This is a genomic window from Paenibacillus oryzae, from assembly GCF_001675045.1.
Lineage (GTDB): Bacteria > Bacillota > Bacilli > Paenibacillales > Paenibacillaceae > Pristimantibacillus > Pristimantibacillus oryzae.
On record NZ_LYPA01000029.1, the window covers coordinates 18,617 to 40,004 of the forward strand.

Annotated in this window: 17 protein-coding genes; 13 read left to right on the top strand and 4 right to left on the bottom strand. The window is 50.3% G+C overall.

The annotated features are described in order from the left end of the window. Entirely contained in the window at positions 1-525 is a 525-nt protein-coding gene (locus A7K91_RS03355) for a hypothetical protein (protein WP_068679671.1), read from the bottom strand. Further along, a complete protein-coding gene (locus tag A7K91_RS03360) occupies positions 522-1,061 on the bottom strand; it encodes a hypothetical protein (RefSeq protein ID WP_068679672.1) in 540 nt (179 codons plus the stop codon). The genes A7K91_RS03355 and A7K91_RS03360 overlap by 4 nt, the downstream gene beginning before the upstream one ends. Before the next feature lie 377 nt (positions 1,062-1,438). Between A7K91_RS03360 and A7K91_RS03365 the strand changes: the two genes are divergently transcribed. Then, positions 1,439-1,747, top strand: coding sequence for an MGMT family protein (locus A7K91_RS03365; RefSeq protein WP_068679674.1), 309 nt, complete (start codon positions 1,439-1,441; stop codon positions 1,745-1,747). A 69-nt stretch (positions 1,748-1,816) separates the two neighbouring features. On the opposite strand, the gene A7K91_RS03370 is transcribed toward A7K91_RS03365, so the two are convergent. Beyond that, positions 1,817-2,461, bottom strand: coding sequence for a GntR family transcriptional regulator (locus A7K91_RS03370; protein WP_068679676.1), 645 nt, complete (start codon positions 2,459-2,461; stop codon positions 1,817-1,819). A 283-nt stretch (positions 2,462-2,744) separates the two neighbouring features. Between A7K91_RS03370 and A7K91_RS03375 the strand changes: the two genes are divergently transcribed. The 8 genes from A7K91_RS03375 (at position 2,745) to A7K91_RS03410 (ending at position 14,191) form a co-directional block, all read left to right on the top strand. Then, positions 2,745-3,614, top strand: a complete 870-nt coding sequence (locus A7K91_RS03375) for a transporter substrate-binding domain-containing protein (RefSeq protein WP_068679678.1) — start codon at positions 2,745-2,747, stop codon at positions 3,612-3,614. Between the two features lie 22 nt (positions 3,615-3,636). Beyond that, positions 3,637-4,293 (top strand): amino acid ABC transporter permease, encoded by a 657-nt coding sequence (locus A7K91_RS03380; RefSeq protein ID WP_245697211.1) that lies wholly within the window; start codon positions 3,637-3,639, stop codon positions 4,291-4,293. Continuing rightward, positions 4,290-5,012 (top strand): amino acid ABC transporter ATP-binding protein, encoded by a 723-nt coding sequence (locus A7K91_RS03385; RefSeq protein WP_068679680.1) that lies wholly within the window; start codon positions 4,290-4,292, stop codon positions 5,010-5,012. The genes A7K91_RS03380 and A7K91_RS03385 overlap by 4 nt, the downstream gene beginning before the upstream one ends. A 107-nt stretch (positions 5,013-5,119) precedes the next feature. Next, a complete protein-coding gene (locus A7K91_RS03390; protein WP_068679682.1) occupies positions 5,120-6,316 on the top strand; it encodes an ornithine--oxo-acid transaminase in 1,197 nt (398 codons plus the stop codon). A gap of 42 nt (positions 6,317-6,358) precedes the next feature. Continuing rightward, the gene (gene rocF, locus A7K91_RS03395; RefSeq protein ID WP_068679684.1) at positions 6,359-7,261 is read left to right on the top strand and encodes an arginase; all 903 of its coding nucleotides are present in this window, start codon (positions 6,359-6,361) and stop codon (positions 7,259-7,261) included. Between the two features lie 19 nt (positions 7,262-7,280). Further along, positions 7,281-8,873: an L-glutamate gamma-semialdehyde dehydrogenase gene (gene pruA / locus A7K91_RS03400; protein ID WP_068679686.1), complete on the top strand. Its 1,593-nt coding sequence runs from the start codon at positions 7,281-7,283 to the stop codon at positions 8,871-8,873. A gap of 204 nt (positions 8,874-9,077) precedes the next feature. Next, positions 9,078-13,631, top strand: a complete 4,554-nt coding sequence (locus tag A7K91_RS03405) for a M20/M25/M40 family metallo-hydrolase (RefSeq protein WP_068679688.1) — start codon at positions 9,078-9,080, stop codon at positions 13,629-13,631. Between the two features lie 104 nt (positions 13,632-13,735). After that, on the top strand, positions 13,736-14,191 hold the full coding sequence (locus tag A7K91_RS03410; RefSeq protein ID WP_068679690.1) for a VOC family protein: 456 nt from the start codon (positions 13,736-13,738) through the stop codon (positions 14,189-14,191). Between the two features lie 47 nt (positions 14,192-14,238). On the opposite strand, the gene A7K91_RS03415 is transcribed toward A7K91_RS03410, so the two are convergent. Beyond that, positions 14,239-14,793, bottom strand: coding sequence for a helix-turn-helix domain-containing protein (locus A7K91_RS03415; protein ID WP_068679692.1), 555 nt, complete (start codon positions 14,791-14,793; stop codon positions 14,239-14,241). A 144-nt stretch (positions 14,794-14,937) separates the two neighbouring features. On the opposite strand from A7K91_RS03415, the gene A7K91_RS03420 reads away from it, so the two are divergent. The 4 genes from A7K91_RS03420 (at position 14,938) to A7K91_RS03435 (ending at position 21,210) form a co-directional block, all read left to right on the top strand. After that, positions 14,938-15,654, top strand: a complete 717-nt coding sequence (locus tag A7K91_RS03420) for an alpha/beta hydrolase (RefSeq protein WP_068679694.1) — start codon at positions 14,938-14,940, stop codon at positions 15,652-15,654. Next, the gene (locus A7K91_RS03425; protein ID WP_068679696.1) at positions 15,651-16,433 is read left to right on the top strand and encodes a DODA-type extradiol aromatic ring-opening family dioxygenase; all 783 of its coding nucleotides are present in this window, start codon (positions 15,651-15,653) and stop codon (positions 16,431-16,433) included. Before A7K91_RS03420 ends, A7K91_RS03425 begins: the two co-directional genes overlap by 4 nt. 260 nt (positions 16,434-16,693) lie before the next feature. Then, on the top strand, positions 16,694-19,507 hold the full coding sequence (locus A7K91_RS03430) for a bifunctional diguanylate cyclase/phosphodiesterase (protein ID WP_068679758.1): 2,814 nt from the start codon (positions 16,694-16,696) through the stop codon (positions 19,505-19,507). Continuing rightward, positions 19,504-21,210, top strand: coding sequence for a thiamine pyrophosphate-binding protein (locus A7K91_RS03435; RefSeq protein ID WP_068679698.1), 1,707 nt, complete (start codon positions 19,504-19,506; stop codon positions 21,208-21,210). The genes A7K91_RS03430 and A7K91_RS03435 overlap by 4 nt, the downstream gene beginning before the upstream one ends. Positions 21,211-21,388 lie beyond the last annotated feature (178 nt).

The following is a 21,388-nucleotide window of genomic DNA, read 5'->3' on the forward strand; positions in this document are numbered from 1 at the left end:
CTATTGCTCGCGAGAGCTAGATAACCGTAGATAAATTTTGATTGCTTCTGCGTCGGCGGAGTAGACGATCATGTTCCCGAAGGGACCGTCCTGCTCCCCGATTGGAGAGGCGAACTTGCTATAGAGCCGATTGAGATAGGCATTGTCTGACTGAGCTTCAAATCGCAGCTTGTTAACCTGTGGAGCATCTGTCAAAATGATCCGCACAAATTCCCGCAGACCCGTATAAAAAACGCGGCTTTGCCGATAGCCCGGGCTTAAAATGGTGGTGGGAATAAACGCGGTTGTCCCGTTTTCGTCAAATTGCTGTTCCTCATCAACGGTCATATAGTGGCCTGCGCCCACAATTTGCTCCATGTCGTTCAGGACAAGAACAATCCGCGCTTCCTGCATATATTCGATCAGATGTGCTATGGCATCTCCGAGTTTATAGGAGGCATGAAATTGCTTGCGGTGCTGGATAAAATACTGGCAATAAGCTGCATAATCCTCATTGGCTGCGCAAAGCCTGAATGATACGGTCACTCCGTCATGCCTCCATTTCGATGTTCATTTTTGCTCAGCCTGTCGGCATAGGCTTTCCAATCCGCCGCATTGCCATGATACTCCTCGATTTCCCCTTGAGATGTTTCCCAGGTGGCCTTTTTTTCGCCCAATTTGCTGCATAAGCGATGAAGACCCAGCTTTGAAGGCACCCAGAAATGGAAGTGCCGGATTTCCTCGGCTTGCTCCCGTACCTGCTCCATCAGTCCTTGAAGCGCTACTCCCAGCAGGACTCCTCCCCGATGAGCCTCCGACAAATGAATAATTTGAAGCTGTGCGACATGGGTGTCCTCATAGTTCTTTTCTCCTGTGCCGCGAATATAGCCAAAGGCGCCAACTACCTCATCCTGATCGTTGAAGCAGAGAAAGGCGGAGCCAACGAGCAAAGGGCTGGTCAAAAATTGAAAGGCCATGGAAAAAGAGTAGGGAAGCTTCAAATCCGCATAATGGCTAAGCAGGTAAGTGGCGTAAACCTGCCCATAAAACTCTGTTTTGCACTCCTGAACATAATAACCCATACGTCACCCGCCATTTTCCAAAAAAAATAGGCACCCCTGTGTCCTGCCAAACACGGCCAGTGCCTTGCTGCCATAATGCAGCCTTATTTTGCTGGTGCTGTTCTGATTTGCTCGCTTGCCGCCAGCTTTTGCAGAATGCTGATTTTCAGGATTTTGCTTCCGTTTTTGCTTCCTTTGTCAAGGGTCGGTGGTACTGGGAACATGTTGTCGCCTCCCTTCTTTTCTTTTGATCTCATTATATATCAGAATTTGTAGAAAAAAAGTAATCGCGATTACAAAATCTATGATTTTTTTAACAGTATTTGCGAGATTGACAGACAGGGGCGGACAGATAGTCCAGGATGAGATAAAATGGGGTGGAGAAGGGGGATGACGGCATGCAGCCATTCACGCAAAGAGTCATTGAAGTGATAAAAAATATACCAGAGGGATACGTCATGACATACGGCCAAGTGGCAGGCATGGCGGGAAGCCCGCGCGCAGCCAGGCAGGTGGTGCGGATTCTTCATTCCATGAGCGAAAAGCATGGATTGCCATGGCATCGAATTGTCAATGCAAAAGGGGAAATCGCCATCATGGATGACGAATCCCGTTTTAAGCAAATGCTGTTTTTGGAGGGTGAAGGCGTCCCCACAGACCCAAACGGACGTATCGACCTAGACCGCTTTCAATTTCGTAGCGGCTGAATTCCATATTCGATGCTGCTGAAGCCGCTAGGCATTCTGCGTAATGGAAAGCGGACTTTTTGATTACCTCTACAGCATTTCGTCGTCGATGATGCGCCAGTGGTATTGCAGGGCAGCCTCCAGCCCCGCTTTATTGGCGGTACGGAACAAATCTATTATTTTGCGGTGCTCGCCGTTTACTTGCTTTAGCACTCTTGCAAGCTTTTCCTTGTCGTCGCTTGTGTAGGCTTGCTTGATAAAGCTGTTTTTCATAGAGCCCAGCAGCTCGATCAAGGTCGGGTTGTCGCAATTAAGCGTATAAATCTCGTGAAACCGGTATTGATCGCTGTAATAATCCTCGAAGTAGCGCTTGTCGATATCTGCATCGATTTTGTCCACCAATTCCTCCATCCGCATCAGCTCCGAGGGCTTGAGGCGCTCCACCGCAAGCGTTGCGGCCAAGGCGTCAAGAACGCCGATAATCTGCGAATAATCCAGCTTTTTTTTGGAATCAAAGGCTTTTACCGTAAAGCCCCTTCGGGGAATGTAAACAAGCAGGTTGTCGGAAGCGAGCTGAAACAACGCCTCGCGTGTTGGCGTGCGGCTAATGTCCAGACGTTTGCAAATTTCGGCCTCGTTGATTTTTTGATTAGGCTGAAGCGTTCCGTCCTGAATTTTTTCAGCGATGTAATGGTATACATGATCCTTTAAAGATTGATATTTGGGCGCCTGCATAGGCTAATCTCCTTTGCTCCCTTTGTTCAAGCTTCATTTTAGCACTCGACCCTGTTCAGTACAAGAAAATTGGCCATTCTCACCTTGGGGAGAGTCATAACGCAAGGTAATATTACATAGAATAAGATATTTACGTAAGACAAGGTCAAAATTCTAAAAAACTATTGTCGACAAATGATAGTGATGTTATAATTCCTAACATAAATATACATGTATACTGTATACAATATTCAAATTGTTGTTTGCAAGGCAAGATAGACAATTTAAAAAGGGAGAGATGGGAATGAAGAAGGGACTTGTACTGATCGTAACAATGATTGTGATGCTGGCAGCCGCAGCCTGCGGCTCTGGCAATGGGGGCGGCAGCGGCAGCAACAGTTCCCCAAGCCCGTCGGCTACAGGCGAACCAAGTCCAGCAAGCGAAGCAACAGAGGAGCCTGCCAGTCCTTCTTACGAAAAGCTGGTGCTTGGCACAAGCGCGGACTACGCCCCGTTTGAATTCAAGGTCATAAAAGACGGCGTGGACACTATCGTTGGCTTCGATATCGAAATTGCCAAGGAAATTGCCAAGGACCTTGGAGCGGAGCTGGAAATTCAGGACCTGGATTTTGACTCCCTGCTGATGGCCTTGAATACGGATAAAGTGGATTTTGTTCTCGCCGGCATGAACCCGGATGATGAACGCAGGAAAGCAGTCGATTTCTCCAGCATCTATTACAATGCTACCCAAGGCGTGTTGGTCAAAAAGGAAAACGCGGATCAATACAGCACTGTCGATGATTTAAAGGGGAAAAAAATTGGCGTGCAACGCGGATCGACTCAAGAGGGGATAGCTCAAGCGATTGAGGGAGCTAAGCTGACATCGCTGGCGAAAATACCGGAGCTGATCATGGAGCTGACCAGCGGGCGCGTGGATGCATTAATTGTGGAAAGACCGGTTGCGGAGCAATATTTGACCACGCAGGATGGCATCGCCCTTTCCGCAATAGACATTGAACAGCCTATTGAAGAAACGGGTTTTGCGGCGGCGGTGAAAAAGGGCAACCAGGAGCTTCTGGACGCTATTAATGCAACGCTCGACCGTCTCATTGCCGCCGGGGACGTTGACCGTTTTGTCGTTGAAGCCAATGAGCTGGCTGGTGAAGTGGAATAAATAGCGGACGGAGAAACAGCCCATGATGGATTTGGACTTTGCATTTTTGGATAAATATTGGCTGACTTTTCTAAAAGGAGCCTGGCACACGCTGGAGCTGTCGTTTTTCGGCGTGCTGCTGGGCACTGTCCTCGGGGTTGTTTTTGCCCTGATGCGTATATCCAGGCTGTGGCCGCTCAAATTTGCGGCTTCAGTCTACATTGAAATCATACGGGGAACGCCGATGCTGGTTCAAGTCTTTATAATCCATTACGGCCTGACCAGCTTTGGCATTAATCTGACCGCCTTTATGTCGGGAGTAATTGCTCTGACCATTAATAGCGCGGCTTATATGGCGGAGGTTTTCCGCGCGGGCATTGAAGCCATCGACAAGGGCCAGATGGAGGCTGCGCGTTCGCTTGGCATGACGAGAGGAATGGCATTGCGCCATATTGTTCTTCCTCAGGCTTTTCGCAACATGCTTCCGGCGATCGGCAACGAATTTATAATCATTATTAAGGATTCCTCGCTTATATCGGTTGTGGGCATATCGGAGCTGATGTATACGGCCCGAACGGTGCAAGGCTCCACCTACTTGCCGATGGAGCCGCTGCTGGCGGCGGCTGCGCTTTATTTTGTGATGACATTTACACTATCCAGGCTGATGCTTTGGCTTGAAGGGAGGCTGCGGCACTCATGATAAAGGTTCTAAGCCTCTGCAAATCGTATGGCAAAAACGAAATATTGAAGGGCATCACAACAACGGTGTCCAAGGGCGAGGTTGTTGTCGTCATCGGCCCCAGCGGCTCCGGCAAAAGCACCTTCCTGCGCTGCCTGAACCGGCTGGAGGAGCCAACAAAGGGGCAAATTCTGCTGGAAAACGTGGCGATCACCGATAAAGGAGCAAACCTGGATTTGCTGCGTCAGCGAATGGGAATGGTTTTTCAGCATTTTCATCTGTTTCCTCATATGAACGTCATGGACAATATTACGCTTGCTCCCGTCAAATTGAAAAAATACAAGAAGGATGAGGCTCAAAGCATTGCAATGGAGCTGCTGAGAGCCGTTGGTCTGGAGGATAAGCATGACCAGTTTCCGTCGCAGCTTTCGGGCGGTCAAAAGCAGAGAATCGCTATTGCGAGAGCGCTGGCTATGAAGCCGGATGTCATGTTGTTTGACGAGCCGACCTCCTCGCTGGACCCCGAAATGGTTGGCGAGGTGCTGGATGTTATGAAAAAGCTTGCCCAGGACGGAATGACGATGGTTATTGTGACGCATGAGATGGGTTTTGCCAGGGAGGTTGGCGACAAGCTGCTGTTTATGGACGGCGGCCATATCGTGGAGGAGGGCGCTCCAAAGACGGTGTTCCAGAATCCGGCGCATCCTCGCACTCAGGATTTTTTGTCCAAAGTTCTGTAAGAGGCTGCTTATGTTAAGAAGGCCGCAGAAGTAATAGGACAAATTTCCTTTTGCATAATGATGAATATTGTATTTTGTATACAAATATTTCGGGAGGGCGGTGCAGCATGCCGGTTCATTCATCAACCCGTTCTATCGAGCTGGCGGAGCAATACGGTGCCAGAAACTATCATCCCTTGCCGGTTGTGGTGATGGAGGCCAGTGGCGTTTGGGTAACAGACCCGGAGGGGAATCGGTATATGGATATGCTGAGCGCCTACTCGGCGTTAAACCAGGGTCATCGGCATCCTGATATCATTGCGGCGTTGAAGGAGCAGGCGGACAAGGTAACCTTGACCTCGCGCGCCTTTCATAATGAAGCGCTTGGCGTCTTTTACGAAAAGCTGGCGTCCTATACCGGCAAATCCAGGGTGCTGGTGATGAATACCGGCGCGGAAGCAGTAGAATCCGCGATCAAGGCGGTGCGAAGATGGGCCTACCGCGTCAAGGGCATTCCGGATGACCAGGCAGAAATCATTGTTTGCGACGGCAATTTCCATGGACGGACCATTACGATCACCTCATTTTCATCGTCGGAGCTTTATAAGGACGGTTTTGGTCCGTTTACGCCAGGCTTCAAGCTGGTTCCCTACGGAGATTTAAAGGCTCTGAAGGAGGCCATAACGCCAAATACGGCAGCGCTGCTGATTGAGCCGATTCAAGGCGAAGCCGGCATCGTTATTCCGCCTCATGGTTATTTGAGCGAAGCGGCAAGACTTTGCAGAGACAATGATGTGCTGCTGGTTGCAGATGAAATTCAAACGGGCTTTGGACGAACGGGACGCCGGTTTGCATGCGATTGGGAGGGCGTCGTTCCGGACCTTTACATTATGGGCAAGGCGCTTGGCGGAGGCGTTATCCCCATATCGGCCGTTGCGGGGAATGATGAAGTTCTTGGCGTATTTGACCCCGGCTCGCACGGCTCGACGTTTGGCGGCAATCCCCTTGCCTGCGCCGTTGCTTCCGCCGCTCTTGATGTCACTGTAAACGAGAGCCTGGCGGAGCGTTCGGAGGCGATGGGGCGTTATTTTGCAGGGCGTCTTGAAGAGATGCGTAATAAATCCGTGGTGGAAATAAGAGCGCGAGGCCTGTTTATCGGCATGGAAATGGATGGCTCTGCCCGGCCTTATTGCGAAGCTCTGATGCGAATGGGGCTGCTCTGCAAGGAGACGCATGAACATACGATTCGTTTTGCTCCTCCTTTAATAATCGAGAGGCATGAGGTTGATTGGGCTTTGGAACGAATCGCTCAGGTGCTGGGGTAAAAGAGCTATCCAAAGATTGATTTCATAAGGGAGATGAGAGGTATGCGGGAAAAGGGAGTCAGGCTGATTAGCGTGCCCTTCTGGCTGGGAGGCGGCCGAGCGGGAGTGGAGTATGGTCCGGAGGATATGATGAGCGCGGGACTTGGCAGGCAAATCCGCAATTTGGGCATTAGGCTGGACGGGGATTATGAGGTGTGCTGTCCTCGTGAAGGCAAGCTGGACCCCGGTTCGCCCCGAATCAAATATTTGCCGGAAATCAAGGAAATGAGCGGGCTTGTCGGGGAGCAGGTTTACCGTGCGGTAAGCGCCAAAACGTTCCCGATTGTACTGGGCGGCGATCATAGCGTTGCGATAGGCACGCTTGCCGGCTTGACAGGACATTACAACAGACTTGGCGTCATCTGGTTTGATGCGCATGGCGACCTGAACACGGAAGCAACGACGCCAAGCGGCAATATTCACGGCATGGTGCTTGCGGTGGCAATGGGCTTCTCCCGATTCAAGCTGACTGATATTCCCGGGGCGGGGACGCTTATAAACAAAAAAAATGTTGTCATTATCGGAACCCGGGATCTTGACCCCGGCGAAAAGGAATTGATTCGTTCGCAGGGCATTGCCTGCTACTCTATGCACGATATCGACAAACACGGTATTGCCAAGGTGCTGGAGGAGGCGGTTGCAATTGCAAGCGACGGTACCGATGGCGTCCATCTCAGCTTTGATATGGATTGCCTTGACCCGCTGGAGGCTTCTGGAGTGGGCACGCCTGTACCGGGCGGATTGAGCTATCGCGAGGCTCATTTTGCAATGGAGCTGCTGGCTGAGACAGGAAAAATTACGTCCATGGACCTCGTTGAAGTCAACCCTATGCTGGACCATGATAAAAAAACGACTCGTTTGGCTGTGGAGCTGACCGCATCGCTGCTTGGCAAAAAGATCGTATAACGGGAGAGGGGCATACAATATGATCGTGGAAAATGAGGATGTGCTGCACGGGAGCGGACATTTCAGCAATGAGCCGTTTACTGATTTTTCGCTTCCGGAAAATCGGCTGGCCATGGAGTCTGCAATTGCGGCGGTAAAAACGGAGCTTGGCAGAAGCTATCCCTTATGGATCGGCGGCAAGGAAGCATGGAGTGAGGAACGGATTGTCTCCATTAACCCTGCGGCTACATCGGAAATCATCGGCGAAGTGAGCAAGGCAGGCATTACCCAAGCCGAGGAAGCCATGCAATCCGCGCTGGGGGCCTTCCAGCGGTGGAAAAAAACGCCCGTTGCCGACCGGGCCGCCTGCCTGGTTCGCGCGGCTGGGCTGATGCGGGAGCGCAAGCATACCTTTTCGGCTTGGCTAGTTCTGGAGTCGGGAAAAAACTGGGCGGAAGCCGATGCGGATACGGCCGAAGCAATAGACTTTTTGCTTTATTACGCCAAGGAGATGCTGCGTTTGTCGTCTACGAACGAACATCAGCCATTAATAAAGCTGCCCGGCGAAAACAATGTATTAACCTACATCCCTCTGGGCGTAGGGGTTGTCATTCCTCCATGGAACTTTCCTCTTGCGATTTGCGCAGGTATGGCTGCCGCGGCGATTGTGGCAGGCAATACCATTCTTCTGAAGCCTGCTTCCACCACGCCGATTATTGCTTATCAATTCTATTCCTTAATGGTAGAAGCGGGAATGCCCGCCGATGTCATCCAATACGTGCCGGGAAGCGGCGCTGAAATCGGAGATTATCTGACCAGCCATCCCAAAACGCGATTTGTTACCTTTACAGGCTCCAAGGAAATCGGCCTGCGCATTAACAAGCTTGCAGCGGAGACGGCCCCGGGCCAAATCTGGATTAAACGGGTTGTGGCGGAGATGGGCGGCAAAGACGGCATCGTCGTTGACGAAACCGCTAATCTGGATGCCGCGGCTGACGCTATTGTGGCATCGGCGTTTGGTTTTCAGGGACAAAAGTGCTCCGCAGGCTCACGCGCCATTATTGTTGAGGATGTCTATGACAAAATGGTAGAAAAAATAGTTGAACGCACCTCTGTATTGACCATCGGGCTTCCGGAATCCAATGCTCCCATTGGTCCTGTTATTGACCGTGCCTCCTATAAACGCATCCTCTCTTATATTGAAGACGGAAAATCCCAAGGAAGACTTGTTGCGGGCGGCCATGCTGGGCCGGAGGGCGGCTACTATATTGAGCCGACAGTATTTGCGGATGTGGACCCCGCGGCTCCGCTGATGCAGGAGGAAATATTCGGCCCCGTGCTGGCCGTTGCCAAAGCCAAGGACTGGCGCGAGGGCATCGCCATCTATAACGATACGGAATTTGGCTTGACCGGCTCGTTTTTCTCCAGTGACGAGGGGCGTATTGCGGAGGCGCTGCAAGAGATGCATTGTGGCAACCTGTATATAAACCGCAAATGTACGGGAGCGCTGGTGGGGGTGCATCCGTTTGGCGGCTTCAATATGTCGGGCACGGACTCCAAGGCCGGCGGCCATGACTATATGCTGCTGTTTACCCAGGCCAAGCTCACATCCCGCAGGGAGGCTGTGCAATAAGACCGTTTTTGACACCTTCATTCATAGATTCGGCACCACGATTGTCAAAATGCTAGCAAACATCTGCTTTTAAAATTACAGGATGGGAGAGATGTGAACACGGACAAGCCGATGGAAGGAAAGCCGCAGGGATTTGTTGCTATGGATTTGGATGGAGAAAAAGCGTCTGGAAGTTGAAAAACCATTACGGTCAGGAGGAGTACAATGTCGGGATTAAAGAGAAATAAAAAATGGATGGCGTTTATGCTGTCGCTTATGCTTATCATTTCAGCGGTTTTTCCAACGGCGGCATTTGCCCAAAATAGTCCTGACAGCGGAGAAGCGCCGATCATTATTACCGCCGGCGATCCTTTGCCGACTAGCGAAGAGACAATTGTATCTTCTGAAGAAACGGGCGAAATGCCTTCTCCGGGAGATGGGGCTGAGGAAGCGCCGCAGGATGATGCGGGCGTTGAGCCGACACTGGCGGAGGAAGAGACGCTACCAGCGCCAGGGGACGAACTGACGCTGAATGCTGAAGCTGGCACCGAAGCTTACAAATATCTCACGGTGCTGTCCAGCGTTTATGGTACAAGGGTGGCGGGTACGGCCGGAGAGGTTGCGGCGCGCGGCTACATTGTTGAGGAATTTGAAAAACTGGGTTACACCGTTGAGGTGCAGCCGTTTAATTACGGGGGAAGCAGCTCTTCTGCAAACGTCATTGCTACTAAAGCAGGTCAATCTCCGCGAGAAATCGTTGTAGGCGCTCATTATGATGCAACAGGACATGGAAAAGGTACAGACGATAACGCATCAGGAGTATCCGTCATGCTGGAAGCGGCAGCCGCCCTCAATGATGCAGTCACTCCCTATACCATTAAATTTGTCGCTTTTGGCGCAGAAGAGGTGGGGATGCGCGGATCTAAATACTATGTAAACCAATTAACAGAATCTGAAAAAAGAAATATTGCTGGAATGATTAATCTGGACAGCTTGGCTGCAGGCGACTTTATGTACATCTATGGCAGCGCAGGAAAAGGCGGCTTTATACGAGACCTGGGCCTTGATATTGTGAATCGCCTTGGCCTGGATGTCATTACAAATCCCGGTTATCCAGGGTTTCCGGCAGGAACAACGGGCGACTGGAGTGATCATGATCCTTTTGACAAAGCCGGCATTCCATATGCTTATCTAGAAGCGACCAACTGGGATATCGGTGATAATGAAGGAGAGACCCAGACAGCGGCCAACGGCTCATATTGGCATACTGCCAAGGATACGCTGGAAAGTATCAGCACCGATTATCCGGGCCGAATTGAGCAGCACTTATCTACATTTTCTATTTTGTTAAGAAACATACTGCTAGAAGTTATTGAGCCTTTTAATGAACCAACTGGAGAAATTATACTCAGCTATAACAAAGCTTCTATTACAGAAAAAAGGACCATCGATTTTGAGTTTGATTTGCCTTTAAATACAACGCTGGACGATATTGAATGGTCGTACGGCGGAAAACCGCTTTCTGAATGGAAGTCATGGGCATCCAATGGGTATAATGGGGCTCCGTTCATTACCTTTGAAAAGGCGCCGGTACTTTTGGGTAATAAGGTAACCGGAAAAATTACGTTTGATTTGCCTTATGGAACAACCAACCTATCAGGGACGCATCGAAGAAATTATCCCGCTCTAATCGGTACGTACGAGTTGGCTGTTTTGGATAAGACTGCAGGCACTCCTCTTGCATCCGCAGATATCAAGCTGAACGCCTACGACAGCTACTACACCTATGACGAGCTGAAGCCAAAAATTGATGAAATCACGTTGGCGGCGGAGGCCAAGGGCCGTTATGTCGACAATCGGGTGCTCGGCCAGTCGGTGGAGGGGCGCGATATTTACTTCACAATTTTGGCTAAGGACAAGCAGTCCGTAGACAAATATGTCAACGAAACACATCCTGGGATGATGGACGACCCGGCCGGACTTCAAGAAAAAATCCGAAACGGTACATTTGGCGAATACAAGGTTCCGATTTGGGTCAACAACATCCATCCCGATGAAGCGCCGGGTATTGATGCCATCGTCAATTTCTTTGAGGAAATCGCTACAAAAGACAGCGTCACGTACAACTTGAACAAAGATGCGACGAATCCTCTTCAGGCTACGCTGAATATGGACACGCTGCTGGATAACGTTATTTTCCTGTTCAACTACACGGAAAATCCGGACGGCCGGGTTCATAATACGCGCGCAAACATCAACGGCTTTGATCTCAATCGCGACAATTCTTATCAGACCCAGCCGGAAACGCAAATCGTGACCTCAGAAATTGCAAAATGGTCGCCGATTTCGTTCCTGGATTTGCACGGCTTTGTCGGCAGCTTCCTGATTGAGCCTTGTACGCCTCCGCATGACCCTAACCATGAATTTGATCTATTAATTCATAATATGGTAGCTCAGGCTGAAGCAATGGGACAAGCCGGTATCGCCAATACGAAGTACGAAAGCTTCCATATTCCGTACGAGGAGCATCGCAAGCTGAAGGAGAATCCTTCCTACCAGCCAAAGGGGTATACGGATGGATGGGATGATGCTTCCCCGGCCTATACGGCCGTTTATGCAATGCATCATGGCTCCATGGGACACACCATTGAAATTCCGGAATTGAACGAGGAGTCCACAACGGCGTTGTTCTATACCATTGTTGCCGCATCTAAATATGTTACGGATAACAAGGAAGAGCTTTTCCTGAATCAGCTGGAAATCTATAAACGCGGCGTTGAGGGCATTGACGATCGCGGCGTTGACCCTTATCTAATCAATGCCAAAAATGAATCCATCGGCAGACCGCGCGGCACGGAAGAAAACTTTTTCCCGGAATACTATGTCATTCCTACATCCACAGAGCTGCAAAAAAATCCGCTTGAAGCTTACCGCATGGCTGCATACCTGATCCGCAACGGCGTTAAGCTGGAGCAGACGACCGAAAGCGTAGAAGCAGGCGGCGTTACCTATCCCGCCGGAACCTATGTGGTGAACATGCATCAGGCGAAACGCGGCTTCGCCAACCTTGTTCTTTACAAGGGCGTTGATGTGTCGGATTTTTCGGCCATGTATGCCGAAATCGTACAAAACTTCCCCGATCTTCGCGGCTTTAATAGTTACGAGCTTCGAGCGGCGGGGGCATTTGCAGGCAAAACCGGAGCTGTAACATCCGTTTCCGTTCCCGACGCGACGGTTGTCAGCGGAGATGCCGCCTATTATGTCATTCGCAGCAGCAACAACGATGCCGTCAAAGCGGTGAACAAGCTGCTTGATGGGGATAAAGCGGTTGGCATGCTAACTGCGCCGGGCGAAAAATACGGAGCAGGGGATTATCTGGTAGCAGCTGCTGATTTGAGGACGGTAGCAGATGATTTTTATTTGGATATCGAACCGGTTAGCGGAAATGCGCCAGCCTCCTTCCCTCTGAAAAAGCTGAGTCTTAATGCAACGGGAGTACCGGCTTATGTGTTAAAGGAGCTTGGTTTTACGGTAACGTCCATTGCCCAGAACAGCGATGTGCTGATCAACGCGACGGTTAATGCCACGAACCGGACCCTGATTGAAGAGGGCAAGCCGTATATCGGGTTTGGCTATACCGCTATCAATTCCTTCAAAAACTCCAACCTGACAACAGGCCTGGAGGTGGGCCGAACCGGAGGACATGAAGGCGTTTATAAGGTCAAAATGAATCAAACTAGCGTCATCACTGCGCCTTACGAGCAAGAAGAATATTTGTACACGGCGTCAGGCGGCTGGATAGAATCCGTTCCGGCAGGGGCTGTTGTGCTTGCAGATAACGCGGCAGGCGATGAATTCTTCAAAGCAGGCTGGTGGCCCAACAATGAACGAGCAGCTGGCAAAGTGACGGGGATGTCATATCGTCAAGACAAGCTGAATGTAACTCTTTTCTCCAATGATCTGGTCAATAAAGCGCATCCTCAGCATCAATACCGATTGCTTGCCAACTCTATTTATGCAACATTGCAACCGGCTATTGTTCCAGGTGAACCGGAGCCAAGCCCTAGTCCAAGCCCGAGCTCAAGTCCGGAGCCAAGCCCGAGTCCAAGTCCGAGCTCAAGTCCGGGTTCAAGTCCCAGCCCAAGCCCGAGTCCAAGTCCGAGCTCAAGTCCGGGCCCAAGTCCTACGGTTGATCCAGGCACACCAACAGAACCGGGAGTCGTCCCAACCTTCGAGGATATAGGAGGCGTATCCTCCTGGGCGGGAGAAGCCATTGGCAAGCTCGCAGCGCTAGGCATCATTAAGGGCATGTCAGACGAACAGTTTGCGCCGCTTAATCAAGTGACTCGCGCCCAGTTCATTACAATGCTGGTACGCGCTTTGGGTCTGGAGGATTCGGAAGCAAGCGTCACGTTTGGCGACGTCAGCAGAAGCGCATGGCATTATGAATATATAGCCGCAGGCGTTAAAGCGGGCATTGCCCAAGGCACCGGAACGGGCCGTTTCAGTCCCGATAAGCCGATTACACGGGAAGAAATGGCCATTATGACAGTAAATGCGCTCAAGCTTGTAAAAGAAGTGTCGGGCGATGAAAGCTCGTTGGAACGCTTTACCGATCAGGAGAATATCGCAGTATACGCCCGTGCAGCAGCTGCTGTCTTGACGCAGCAAGGCGTCATTAACGGCATGGGCAACGACAGCTTTGCTCCAAAAGGAGCTGCAAACCGAGCCCAAGCCGCGGTTATCATCTACCGTATGCTGGGATTGCTGGAGGACTAATTGCATAAATCGCAATCCTGCTTTTTATGCGAGGCAATAAATTGGATAAAGAAGGAAATCGGTAGGAAATGTCGAAGTAAAAGCCAGGGAGGAGGGATAACCGTATGACAAAAGCCTATCATTTTTCCAGAGTGGGTTATGCGTATATACCCACGACGCGACTGGAGGAATCCATTGCCTGGTATACCAAGCATCTGGAATTCAAGCTGATCAGCAAGTTTCAGGACAGGGGGTCCATGATCGCAGTCCTGCATCATCCCCATAAGCATGCGATTGCGGTGTTGCTCATCGAAACCGCAGATCGTCAGCCGCTTGCCATTGCCCGGAACGGCAAACCTTTTCCCTTTCTGGCGCTGCAATGTTCCGATATTGAAGCCACGCATGCTTATCTTGCTGCTGAAGGCGTGCAGGTTGAGGCGTTAAACAGCCTTGGCGATGGCAAAGCCAAATATTTTTACTTCCTCGACAATGAAGGAAACATGCTGGAAGGGGTATGGTCTACGTGGGACCCTCAGGATGAATACAAGGAGGATTTTCACTCCCGGCTCACCACTTCCTGACAAGCTTGCTCAATCACTGATAGCTGAATAGCTGCATCCCGCTACCTCTATAGGTATTCCGCCGACTGTTGGTCGCTGTCTGCATATACCGAAATAAGCAGCAGTGCGGGCTCGTCGCCAATGTTGCAGACGCGATGCGGGATGCAGGCATTCCAGGAGAAGGAGTCACCCTCTTCAAAATGGGCCGAATCCTCGCCTTGCTCTGCATAAACCCGGCCTTTTATAACCAAATGAATCTCTTGCCCCTCATGACTGTGAGGGGCTTCTCCCGTTGACGCCCCCGGCGGCAGCTCCACGAGCATAGCTCGGGCATTGACTGTCGAGCTAAGATGCTCGACCCGCAGCTTTTCGCTCCCGCTTGTTGTCACCTTTCGCTCGCACTTGCGCACAATCCCCATTCGCTCCTCCTTTTTCAGCAGCAAATAAGCCAGCGGCACGCTCAGAACGGAGGCAATCCCTTCAAGCGTAGAGATGGATGGCGATGTTTTTCCCGTTTCAATCTGGCTCATAAACCCTTGCGACAATCCCGTAGCCTCGCAGATTTGCGCTATAGTAATGCCCTTGCGTTTCCGAATCGACCGAATGTTTGGTCCAATGTTCATAAGAGGTCCTCCATTTCCATAGAATATTTTAAATAGAGAATATATATTTATAATAGCAATATTTTTGTTGACAGGCTAGTGGCGAAAGGTCTATATTACAAATATAAAAATAAAATTGTTATAAGTAATAAATGAGGTGAAAAAATGAAACAGGCATACCAATACGAGGTTTATTTGCCGCCGAAGCTGGAAGCGGGCCGTACCTATCCGACCTTGTTTACATTGCATGGAAAGGGCTCTGACCCAAGCGATATGCACGGACTGACGGAGCCGTTGTCATCCGATTTTATTTTGATCCATATTCGGGGAAACTTTCAGATGGGTGCGGGATTCCAGTTTTATGAATTAAAAAGCCTGGGCAACCCAATTCGGGAGCAGTTTGATGAAGCGATGGAGGGCCTTGAGCGTTTTGTGGAATATGCAACGGAGGTTTATCCCGTGGATTCCGGCAGGCGTTATTTCCTTGGCTTCAGCCAAGGTGCCATTCTTTCCATGAGCCTGGCGCTCAGGATGGGGAGTCAGCTGAAAGGGATTGTGGCGCTGAACGGTTACGTGCCGGACTTTGTCAAAAGCGAATACACTTTGCAATCGGTGCGGGAAACCTCATTTTTTATTTCCCATGGGGAATTTGATTCCATATTTCCGCCATCTATTGGTCATGCAACAGCCGCTTACTTTAAGGAATTAACGTCGAAGCTTACCTTTCGCCTGTATCCGAGCGGTCACGGGGTTATCCCGCAAAATCGTCAAGATGTGCTGAAATGGCTTAGACAGGATGCAAACGGCGGGTTGGCTGTTGAAGCAGCCGATGAGGCGGGTGCTGTAAAAAGCGCAACGTTAAAGGAGAGTGAAAACCAATGATGCCATCGTATTTTTTTGCACATGGAGCGCCATCCATTGTTTTAGAGGAAAATGGATACACCGATTTTTTAAAAGCCTTCAGGGAGCAGCAGCCAACAGCGCCTAAAGCGATTGTGCTGTTTTCCGCCCACTGGGAGCAGAGGACGCAAACGGTCAGTACGGCAGTGGAATATGACACGATTTATGATTTTTCCGGCTTCCAGCCGGAGCTGTACCGGATGACCTATCCCGCTAAAGGCGATACGGCGTTAAGCGGGGAGGTTGCCGCCTTGTTTGAGCAGCATGGCTTCCAATGCGTGACGGATGACCAAAGAGGACTTGATCACGGAGCGTGGGCAGTCCTGAAGCTGCTTTATCCCGATGCCGATATTCCCGTTGTTGCATTGTCGGTAAACCGCTATTTGTCCAATGAGCAGCAATATGAGATCGGCAAAGCGCTTGCCGGTCTGCGAGAGAAGGATGTTCTCATTATTGGAAGCGGGGGCACCGTGCATAATTTGCGGGCGCTTAATTGGCGAGCGGGAGAAGGAGAAAGCGATAGCTGGGCGGCGGCATTCGACAGCTGGCTGCAGGAGAAGCTGGAGGCATGGGACTTGCCAGCTTTATTCCGGTATCACGAGCTGGCTCCTCATGCAAGGGAAGCCGTGCCGACCAGCGAGCATTTTATTCCGCTGCTGCTGGCGATGGGGGCGGCTGACAACGGGCGCGGCGCGAGGCTTCTTCACCGCAGCTATCAATTCGGCAATCTCAGCCTGAGCTGCTGGCAATTTGGCGAATAGTCGCATGTCCGTCCTCTCATAGCGCTGTCCGATACACTCGGGCAGCGCTATTTTTGTGCTCACGAGGCATATCAATTTTTAATAGTAGGAATACAGGATTTGTTATAAAATAAAGCATAGCAGATAAATAGATGGATCATAACGGCTTTGGGCCTTTGACGCAATTACATAGAGAGGGAGCCGATTTTACACACAACAAAGAGCGGAAACCTGCAGAGACAAAAACCTTGGTGCATACCAATAGGAAACGGGGTCTGATGATGCTGAAAGAACAAGCGAGGTACTCTCGGCTTGCCAATCTTACAAAGTTGATTAATACCAATCTGGAGCTGCGGGAAGTGTTACAGCATGTGACGACAGCCATATCCGAGGAGATTGTGCAGTGCGATTCCGTGGGCATTTACCTGCCCCAGGCAGATGGAACATTTCGCGGCTATGTCGGCAAGCCGCAGGTGCTCAGCGGCTGGACGCTTGATATGCATGTCATAGATCTGAATATCGACCATCTGGCCCGCGAAGTAGCCGAAACCAAAAAAACGATCTATATTCCCGATACGGCAAAGGACAACCGCCCCGATCCCAGGGCTGTTGAAGGCTTCAAGATCAAATCCCTTCTGGTATTGCCTATTTCCTATAATGAGGAATTGTTTGGTCTTGTTTTCTTGTTCGATTATGGTATCGCGATGAATTTGACAGAGTCCGAAATCCAGACCGTAGAGGCTTATGTCAACATGGCCGCGGTGGCCATCCAGAATGCCAACAACCTGACCTTTAAGGAAAATCTGATTGCCGAAAAGCAGCTGCTGCTGGACGTGACAAGCGATTTGGCTATGTGCTCTACTATGCAGCAAAGCCTGGACCGGTGTTTTTTCTATCTGGGCAAGGTATTGGACAACTACAATATTGGCGTTCATTTATTGGACCCCATCAAAAGCAACATCCGTCCCGCAAAGCTGAGCAAGGACAGCGACTGGAGCGAGGAAGACTGGATCAATATGCATAACAAGTTCCCGATCGATGCAAACAACGATCTTGTCTTTCAAGAGGTCATTCGCACGAAAAAAGCGGTGCTGATTCCTAATATCTATCAGGACCCGCGCCCGAACCACAAGTTTTGCGAAAATTTTGGGATAAATGGTATTTTTATGTTACCATTAGTTGCAATGGGCGAGGTTCTGGGTGTTATTGCTATCGTGAAGCTGGAAGCAGGGGACATGCTCTATCCCGACGTTACCATCCTTTTTGTACAATCTATTGTCGACGCCACTGCTTCAACCTTGTCCAATCTGCTTTATTTGGAGAAGCAGGAAAACATCATAGAGGAACGCACCTCGGAAATTACAGTCAAAAATAACGAGCTTGAGAGAGTCGTGGCGGAGCTGCGGCAGCTAAGCCGGGAAAAGGAGCTGATTTTTAATTCGGCGGGGGAAGGCATTTTCGGGCTGGATCTTGACCGCAATATTACGTTTTGCAATCCAGCAGGCGTCTTGATGCTTGGCTATTCGTCCAGCGAGCAATTGATCGGACGTCCCTCCTGCAAAATTTTTGGCGCGGGCGGAAACTGGGGCTGTCCGGAGGAGGCAGCCGCCTCCCAGTCTGACGAAAGCTGGGAGCATGATTCATCCGCCCGGCAATTTTACCGGTTTGACGGTACTGCTTTTCCGGTGGAATTCGTTATTACGCCTATTCGCGACGGAGACCAGATTTTGGGCGAGGTTGTCACCTTTAAGGATATTACGCAGCGCAAGCAGATGGAAGAAGAAATCAAATATCATGCTTATTATGACAGCCTGACCAATTTGCCCAATCGCGTCATGCTGAGGGACAAGCTCAATCAGGGGTTGGTTCAGGCGCAGGTAAACGGAGATAAGCTGGCTGTGCTTTACCTTGATTTGGACCGCTTCAAGTTTATTAATGATACGCTGGGCCACAGCTTTGGCGACGATCTGCTGCGGGATGTAGCTGGACGGCTGATAGAATTTATTCCCAAAGGCGCGACTGTATCGCGACAGGGCGGCGATGAATTTACGATTCTGTTGCCGGGCATTAAGGAAGAGCAGGAAGTAGTGGAGGCCATCGACTCCATCGTGGAGGCGTTTGTGGAGCCGTTCGAGCTGCTGGACCACGAAATCTACGTCAAAACGAGCATCGGCATCAGCCTGTACCCGGATCATGGCGAAACGGCCGAAATATTGATCAAAAATGCGGATACCGCCATGTACAAGTCCAAGGAGATTTCGGGAAACAGCTATCATTTCTTCAGCGAAGGCATGGATACCCGCACCTTTGAAAGCATCAAGCTCGAAAATTCACTCTATCGGGCAATGGAGCAAGGCGAGCTGGTGCTTTATTATCAGCCGCAAATTAACTATCCCGACAACACGCTGGTTGGCGTGGAGGCGCTGCTTCGCTGGAACCACCCTCATAGGGGAATGATTGCGCCGGATCAATTCATACCTATAGCCGAGGAAACGGCTCTTATTGTGCCAATTGGCGAATGGGCGCTTAGAGAAGCGTGCCGGCAGCTTAAGCAGTGGCAGGATCAGGGATTTCCGCTGTTCAGCATTTCCGTCAATTTGTCAGTCCGGCAGTTCGCTCAGAGCAACCTGTTTGATACGGTCAAAAGCGTGCTGCAGGAGGCCGGCTTGTCCCCTGAATATTTGAGGGTGGAGCTGACGGAAAATCTGATCATCAAAAATACCGAGTTAACCTTAAAAACAATGAAGCAGCTTAAGGATATCGGCATAAAAATTGCGATTGATGATTTTGGGACAGGCTATTCCTCCCTCGGTTATCTCAAAAACTTGCCGATTGACACGTTGAAAATCGACAAGTCATTTTTGCAGGACATTGTGACGGATGAAGACAATGCGGCCATAACCGACACGATTATTACTCTTGCCCACAACTTGAATTTAAGCGTAATCGCCGAAGGTGTGGAGACCGAGGAGCAAGTGGAGTTTCTATCGGCCCGTAATTGCTGCTTGATGCAAGGTTATTATTTCAGCAAGCCGATGACGGCTCAAGGCATAGCCGATAAATATTTTTTTGGGGAACGGAGGCTTGATTTGTGAGAGCAGCCCGCGCAGTTTTAGAGTTTTTGAGTAAAAATGGAACGACTCATTTGTTCGGCATTCCAGCCGGTTCGGTCAATGCGTTTTTTGATGAATTAAATGATATGCCGGAGCTGGACCCGGTTGTAACCAAGCATGAAGGAGCAGCTTCCTATATGGCAGCGGCTTATGCTAAATATTCCGGAAAAATGAGCGTTTGTATCGGATGCAGCGGTCCCGGGGCAACAAACCTGGTAACTGGCGCGGCAAATGCAATGAGGGAGCATTTGCCGGTTTTGTTCCTGACGGGAGCTGTTCCCGTCGGCACGATGGGAGCCAATGCTTCGCAGGAGCTTGATGTAGCGCCTATTTTCCGCCCGGTTACCAAATACAGCGTATTAGTGACAAAAGGCGAGGATGTGCTAGACGAAATTGTAAAAGCATGCGGTATCGCCATATCCGGAGTGCCGGGTCCGGTTCATGTTGCTCTTCCGATTGATGTGCAGCATGCCAATATCGGGGAGCCGGTAATTCCGGCCGCAATAACGCGCGAGGCCATCGTGCCTGACGCCTTAGCTATAAGGAACGCGGCAGCGGAGCTTGCTGGCCGAGGAGCGGGCTTTATACTGATGGGACAAGGAGCCAGAGGTTCCGTCGGGAAGTTGGTGGAGCTTGCCGAACGGCTGAAATGGCCGATCGCGACAACGCCGCAGGCCAAGGGCTATCTTCCTGCCGAGCATCATCTAAATGCGGGCGTTTTTGGTTTTGCCGGACATGAGTCGGCTTCCTCTCTTGTGGCGGATGATAGTCGCAGGATTGTGCTGATTGCAGGCTCCAGCCTGGGCGAAACAGCTACCAATAACTATAATGCTGGATTGACGCAAGGGCGTTTTGTCATTCAACTGGATTTCGACAAAACAGTGTTTGGCCGTAAATATCAGGTGGATTTGCCTGTTCTGGGCGATATGGAGCATATTTTACCCGGAATTCTGGAGGAGCTGGACAGGCTTGGTTTTCCGGCAGGGGCAAGCCTTGCTGAAGGAGACGCCGAATCTGGACATAACGCCGCGCTTCAAGCGGAATATGCCTTCGCTATGACGGCTGCTGCAGCCGATGTTGAAGATCCTGAAACGGAAGCGCAATACAATACGCAAAATGTTTTGTCACTTATTCAACGGCTGCTGCCCCATGATACCCGTTATACAGTGGACATCGGGGAATTTATGTCTTATGTCATTCACCATATGCCAGTTAAAGAAGAGGACACTTTCAATATAAATGTCCACTTTGGAGCGATGGGAATCGGAATTGGCTCGGCAATCGGGTCAAAGCTGGCTGAACCGGACCGTCCTGTCGTTTGCATAACAGGGGATGGTTGTTTTTTTATGCATGGAATGGAAATTTTAACCTCAAGAGAAAAAGGTTTACCGATTTTGTTTATTGTGATAAATAATGCGCGTTTAGGAATGGTTTATCATGGTCATTCTTTGCAATTCAAGCGTGTGCATTCTTCCTTTGAGCAGCAATTTGTCAATATAGCCGCTATGGCGGAGGCGATGGGCATTCCGAATTACAGGGTGAGCTCGCTGGAGGATATAGCACAGGAGGCCATAGATGCATTGCTTGGGTCCGGAGGCCCGGCTGTGCTGGAGGTTGTGCTGGTCGATAACGGGACGCCGCCGATGGGGGACCGCGTCAAATTTTTATCCTCGTTCGGCAAATAGCTCGGAAGGTTGGGCAATGCGAAAAAAGGGACTGCCCGAAATGACTGTTACGGTGAATCATGATTCAGCAAAACCGGTACCTCCCTGAAAAGGGCATCTTGGAAGCTCAAACATTTTTGTCCGCTTTATTTCGATCCTATTTTTTTAGTGGATAAAAGCGGACAAAAAAACTCGCCCT

Bases quoted from the DNA above. Each gene is read 5' to 3' on its own strand.
- A7K91_RS03415 (WP_068679692.1), bottom strand. From the start codon at position 14,793: ATGAACATTGGACCAAACATTCGGTCGATTCGGAAACGCAAGGGCATT.
- A7K91_RS03430 (WP_068679758.1), top strand. From the start codon at position 16,694: ATGCTGAAAGAACAAGCGAGGTACTCTCGGCTTGCCAATCTTACAAAG.
- A7K91_RS03380 (WP_245697211.1), top strand. From the start codon at position 3,637: ATGATGGATTTGGACTTTGCATTTTTGGATAAATATTGGCTGACTTTT.
- A7K91_RS03410 (WP_068679690.1), top strand. From the start codon at position 13,736: ATGACAAAAGCCTATCATTTTTCCAGAGTGGGTTATGCGTATATACCC.
- A7K91_RS03385 (WP_068679680.1), top strand. From the start codon at position 4,290: ATGATAAAGGTTCTAAGCCTCTGCAAATCGTATGGCAAAAACGAAATA.
- A7K91_RS03390 (WP_068679682.1), top strand. From the start codon at position 5,120: ATGCCGGTTCATTCATCAACCCGTTCTATCGAGCTGGCGGAGCAATAC.
- pruA (WP_068679686.1), top strand. From the start codon at position 7,281: ATGATCGTGGAAAATGAGGATGTGCTGCACGGGAGCGGACATTTCAGC.
- rocF (WP_068679684.1), top strand. From the start codon at position 6,359: ATGCGGGAAAAGGGAGTCAGGCTGATTAGCGTGCCCTTCTGGCTGGGA.
- A7K91_RS03370 (WP_068679676.1), bottom strand. From the start codon at position 2,461: ATGCAGGCGCCCAAATATCAATCTTTAAAGGATCATGTATACCATTAC.
- A7K91_RS03420 (WP_068679694.1), top strand. From the start codon at position 14,938: ATGAAACAGGCATACCAATACGAGGTTTATTTGCCGCCGAAGCTGGAA.
- A7K91_RS03405 (WP_068679688.1), top strand. From the start codon at position 9,078: ATGTCGGGATTAAAGAGAAATAAAAAATGGATGGCGTTTATGCTGTCG.
- A7K91_RS03365 (WP_068679674.1), top strand. From the start codon at position 1,439: ATGCAGCCATTCACGCAAAGAGTCATTGAAGTGATAAAAAATATACCA.
- A7K91_RS03360 (WP_068679672.1), bottom strand. From the start codon at position 1,061: ATGGGTTATTATGTTCAGGAGTGCAAAACAGAGTTTTATGGGCAGGTT.
- A7K91_RS03375 (WP_068679678.1), top strand. From the start codon at position 2,745: ATGAAGAAGGGACTTGTACTGATCGTAACAATGATTGTGATGCTGGCA.
- A7K91_RS03425 (WP_068679696.1), top strand. From the start codon at position 15,651: ATGATGCCATCGTATTTTTTTGCACATGGAGCGCCATCCATTGTTTTA.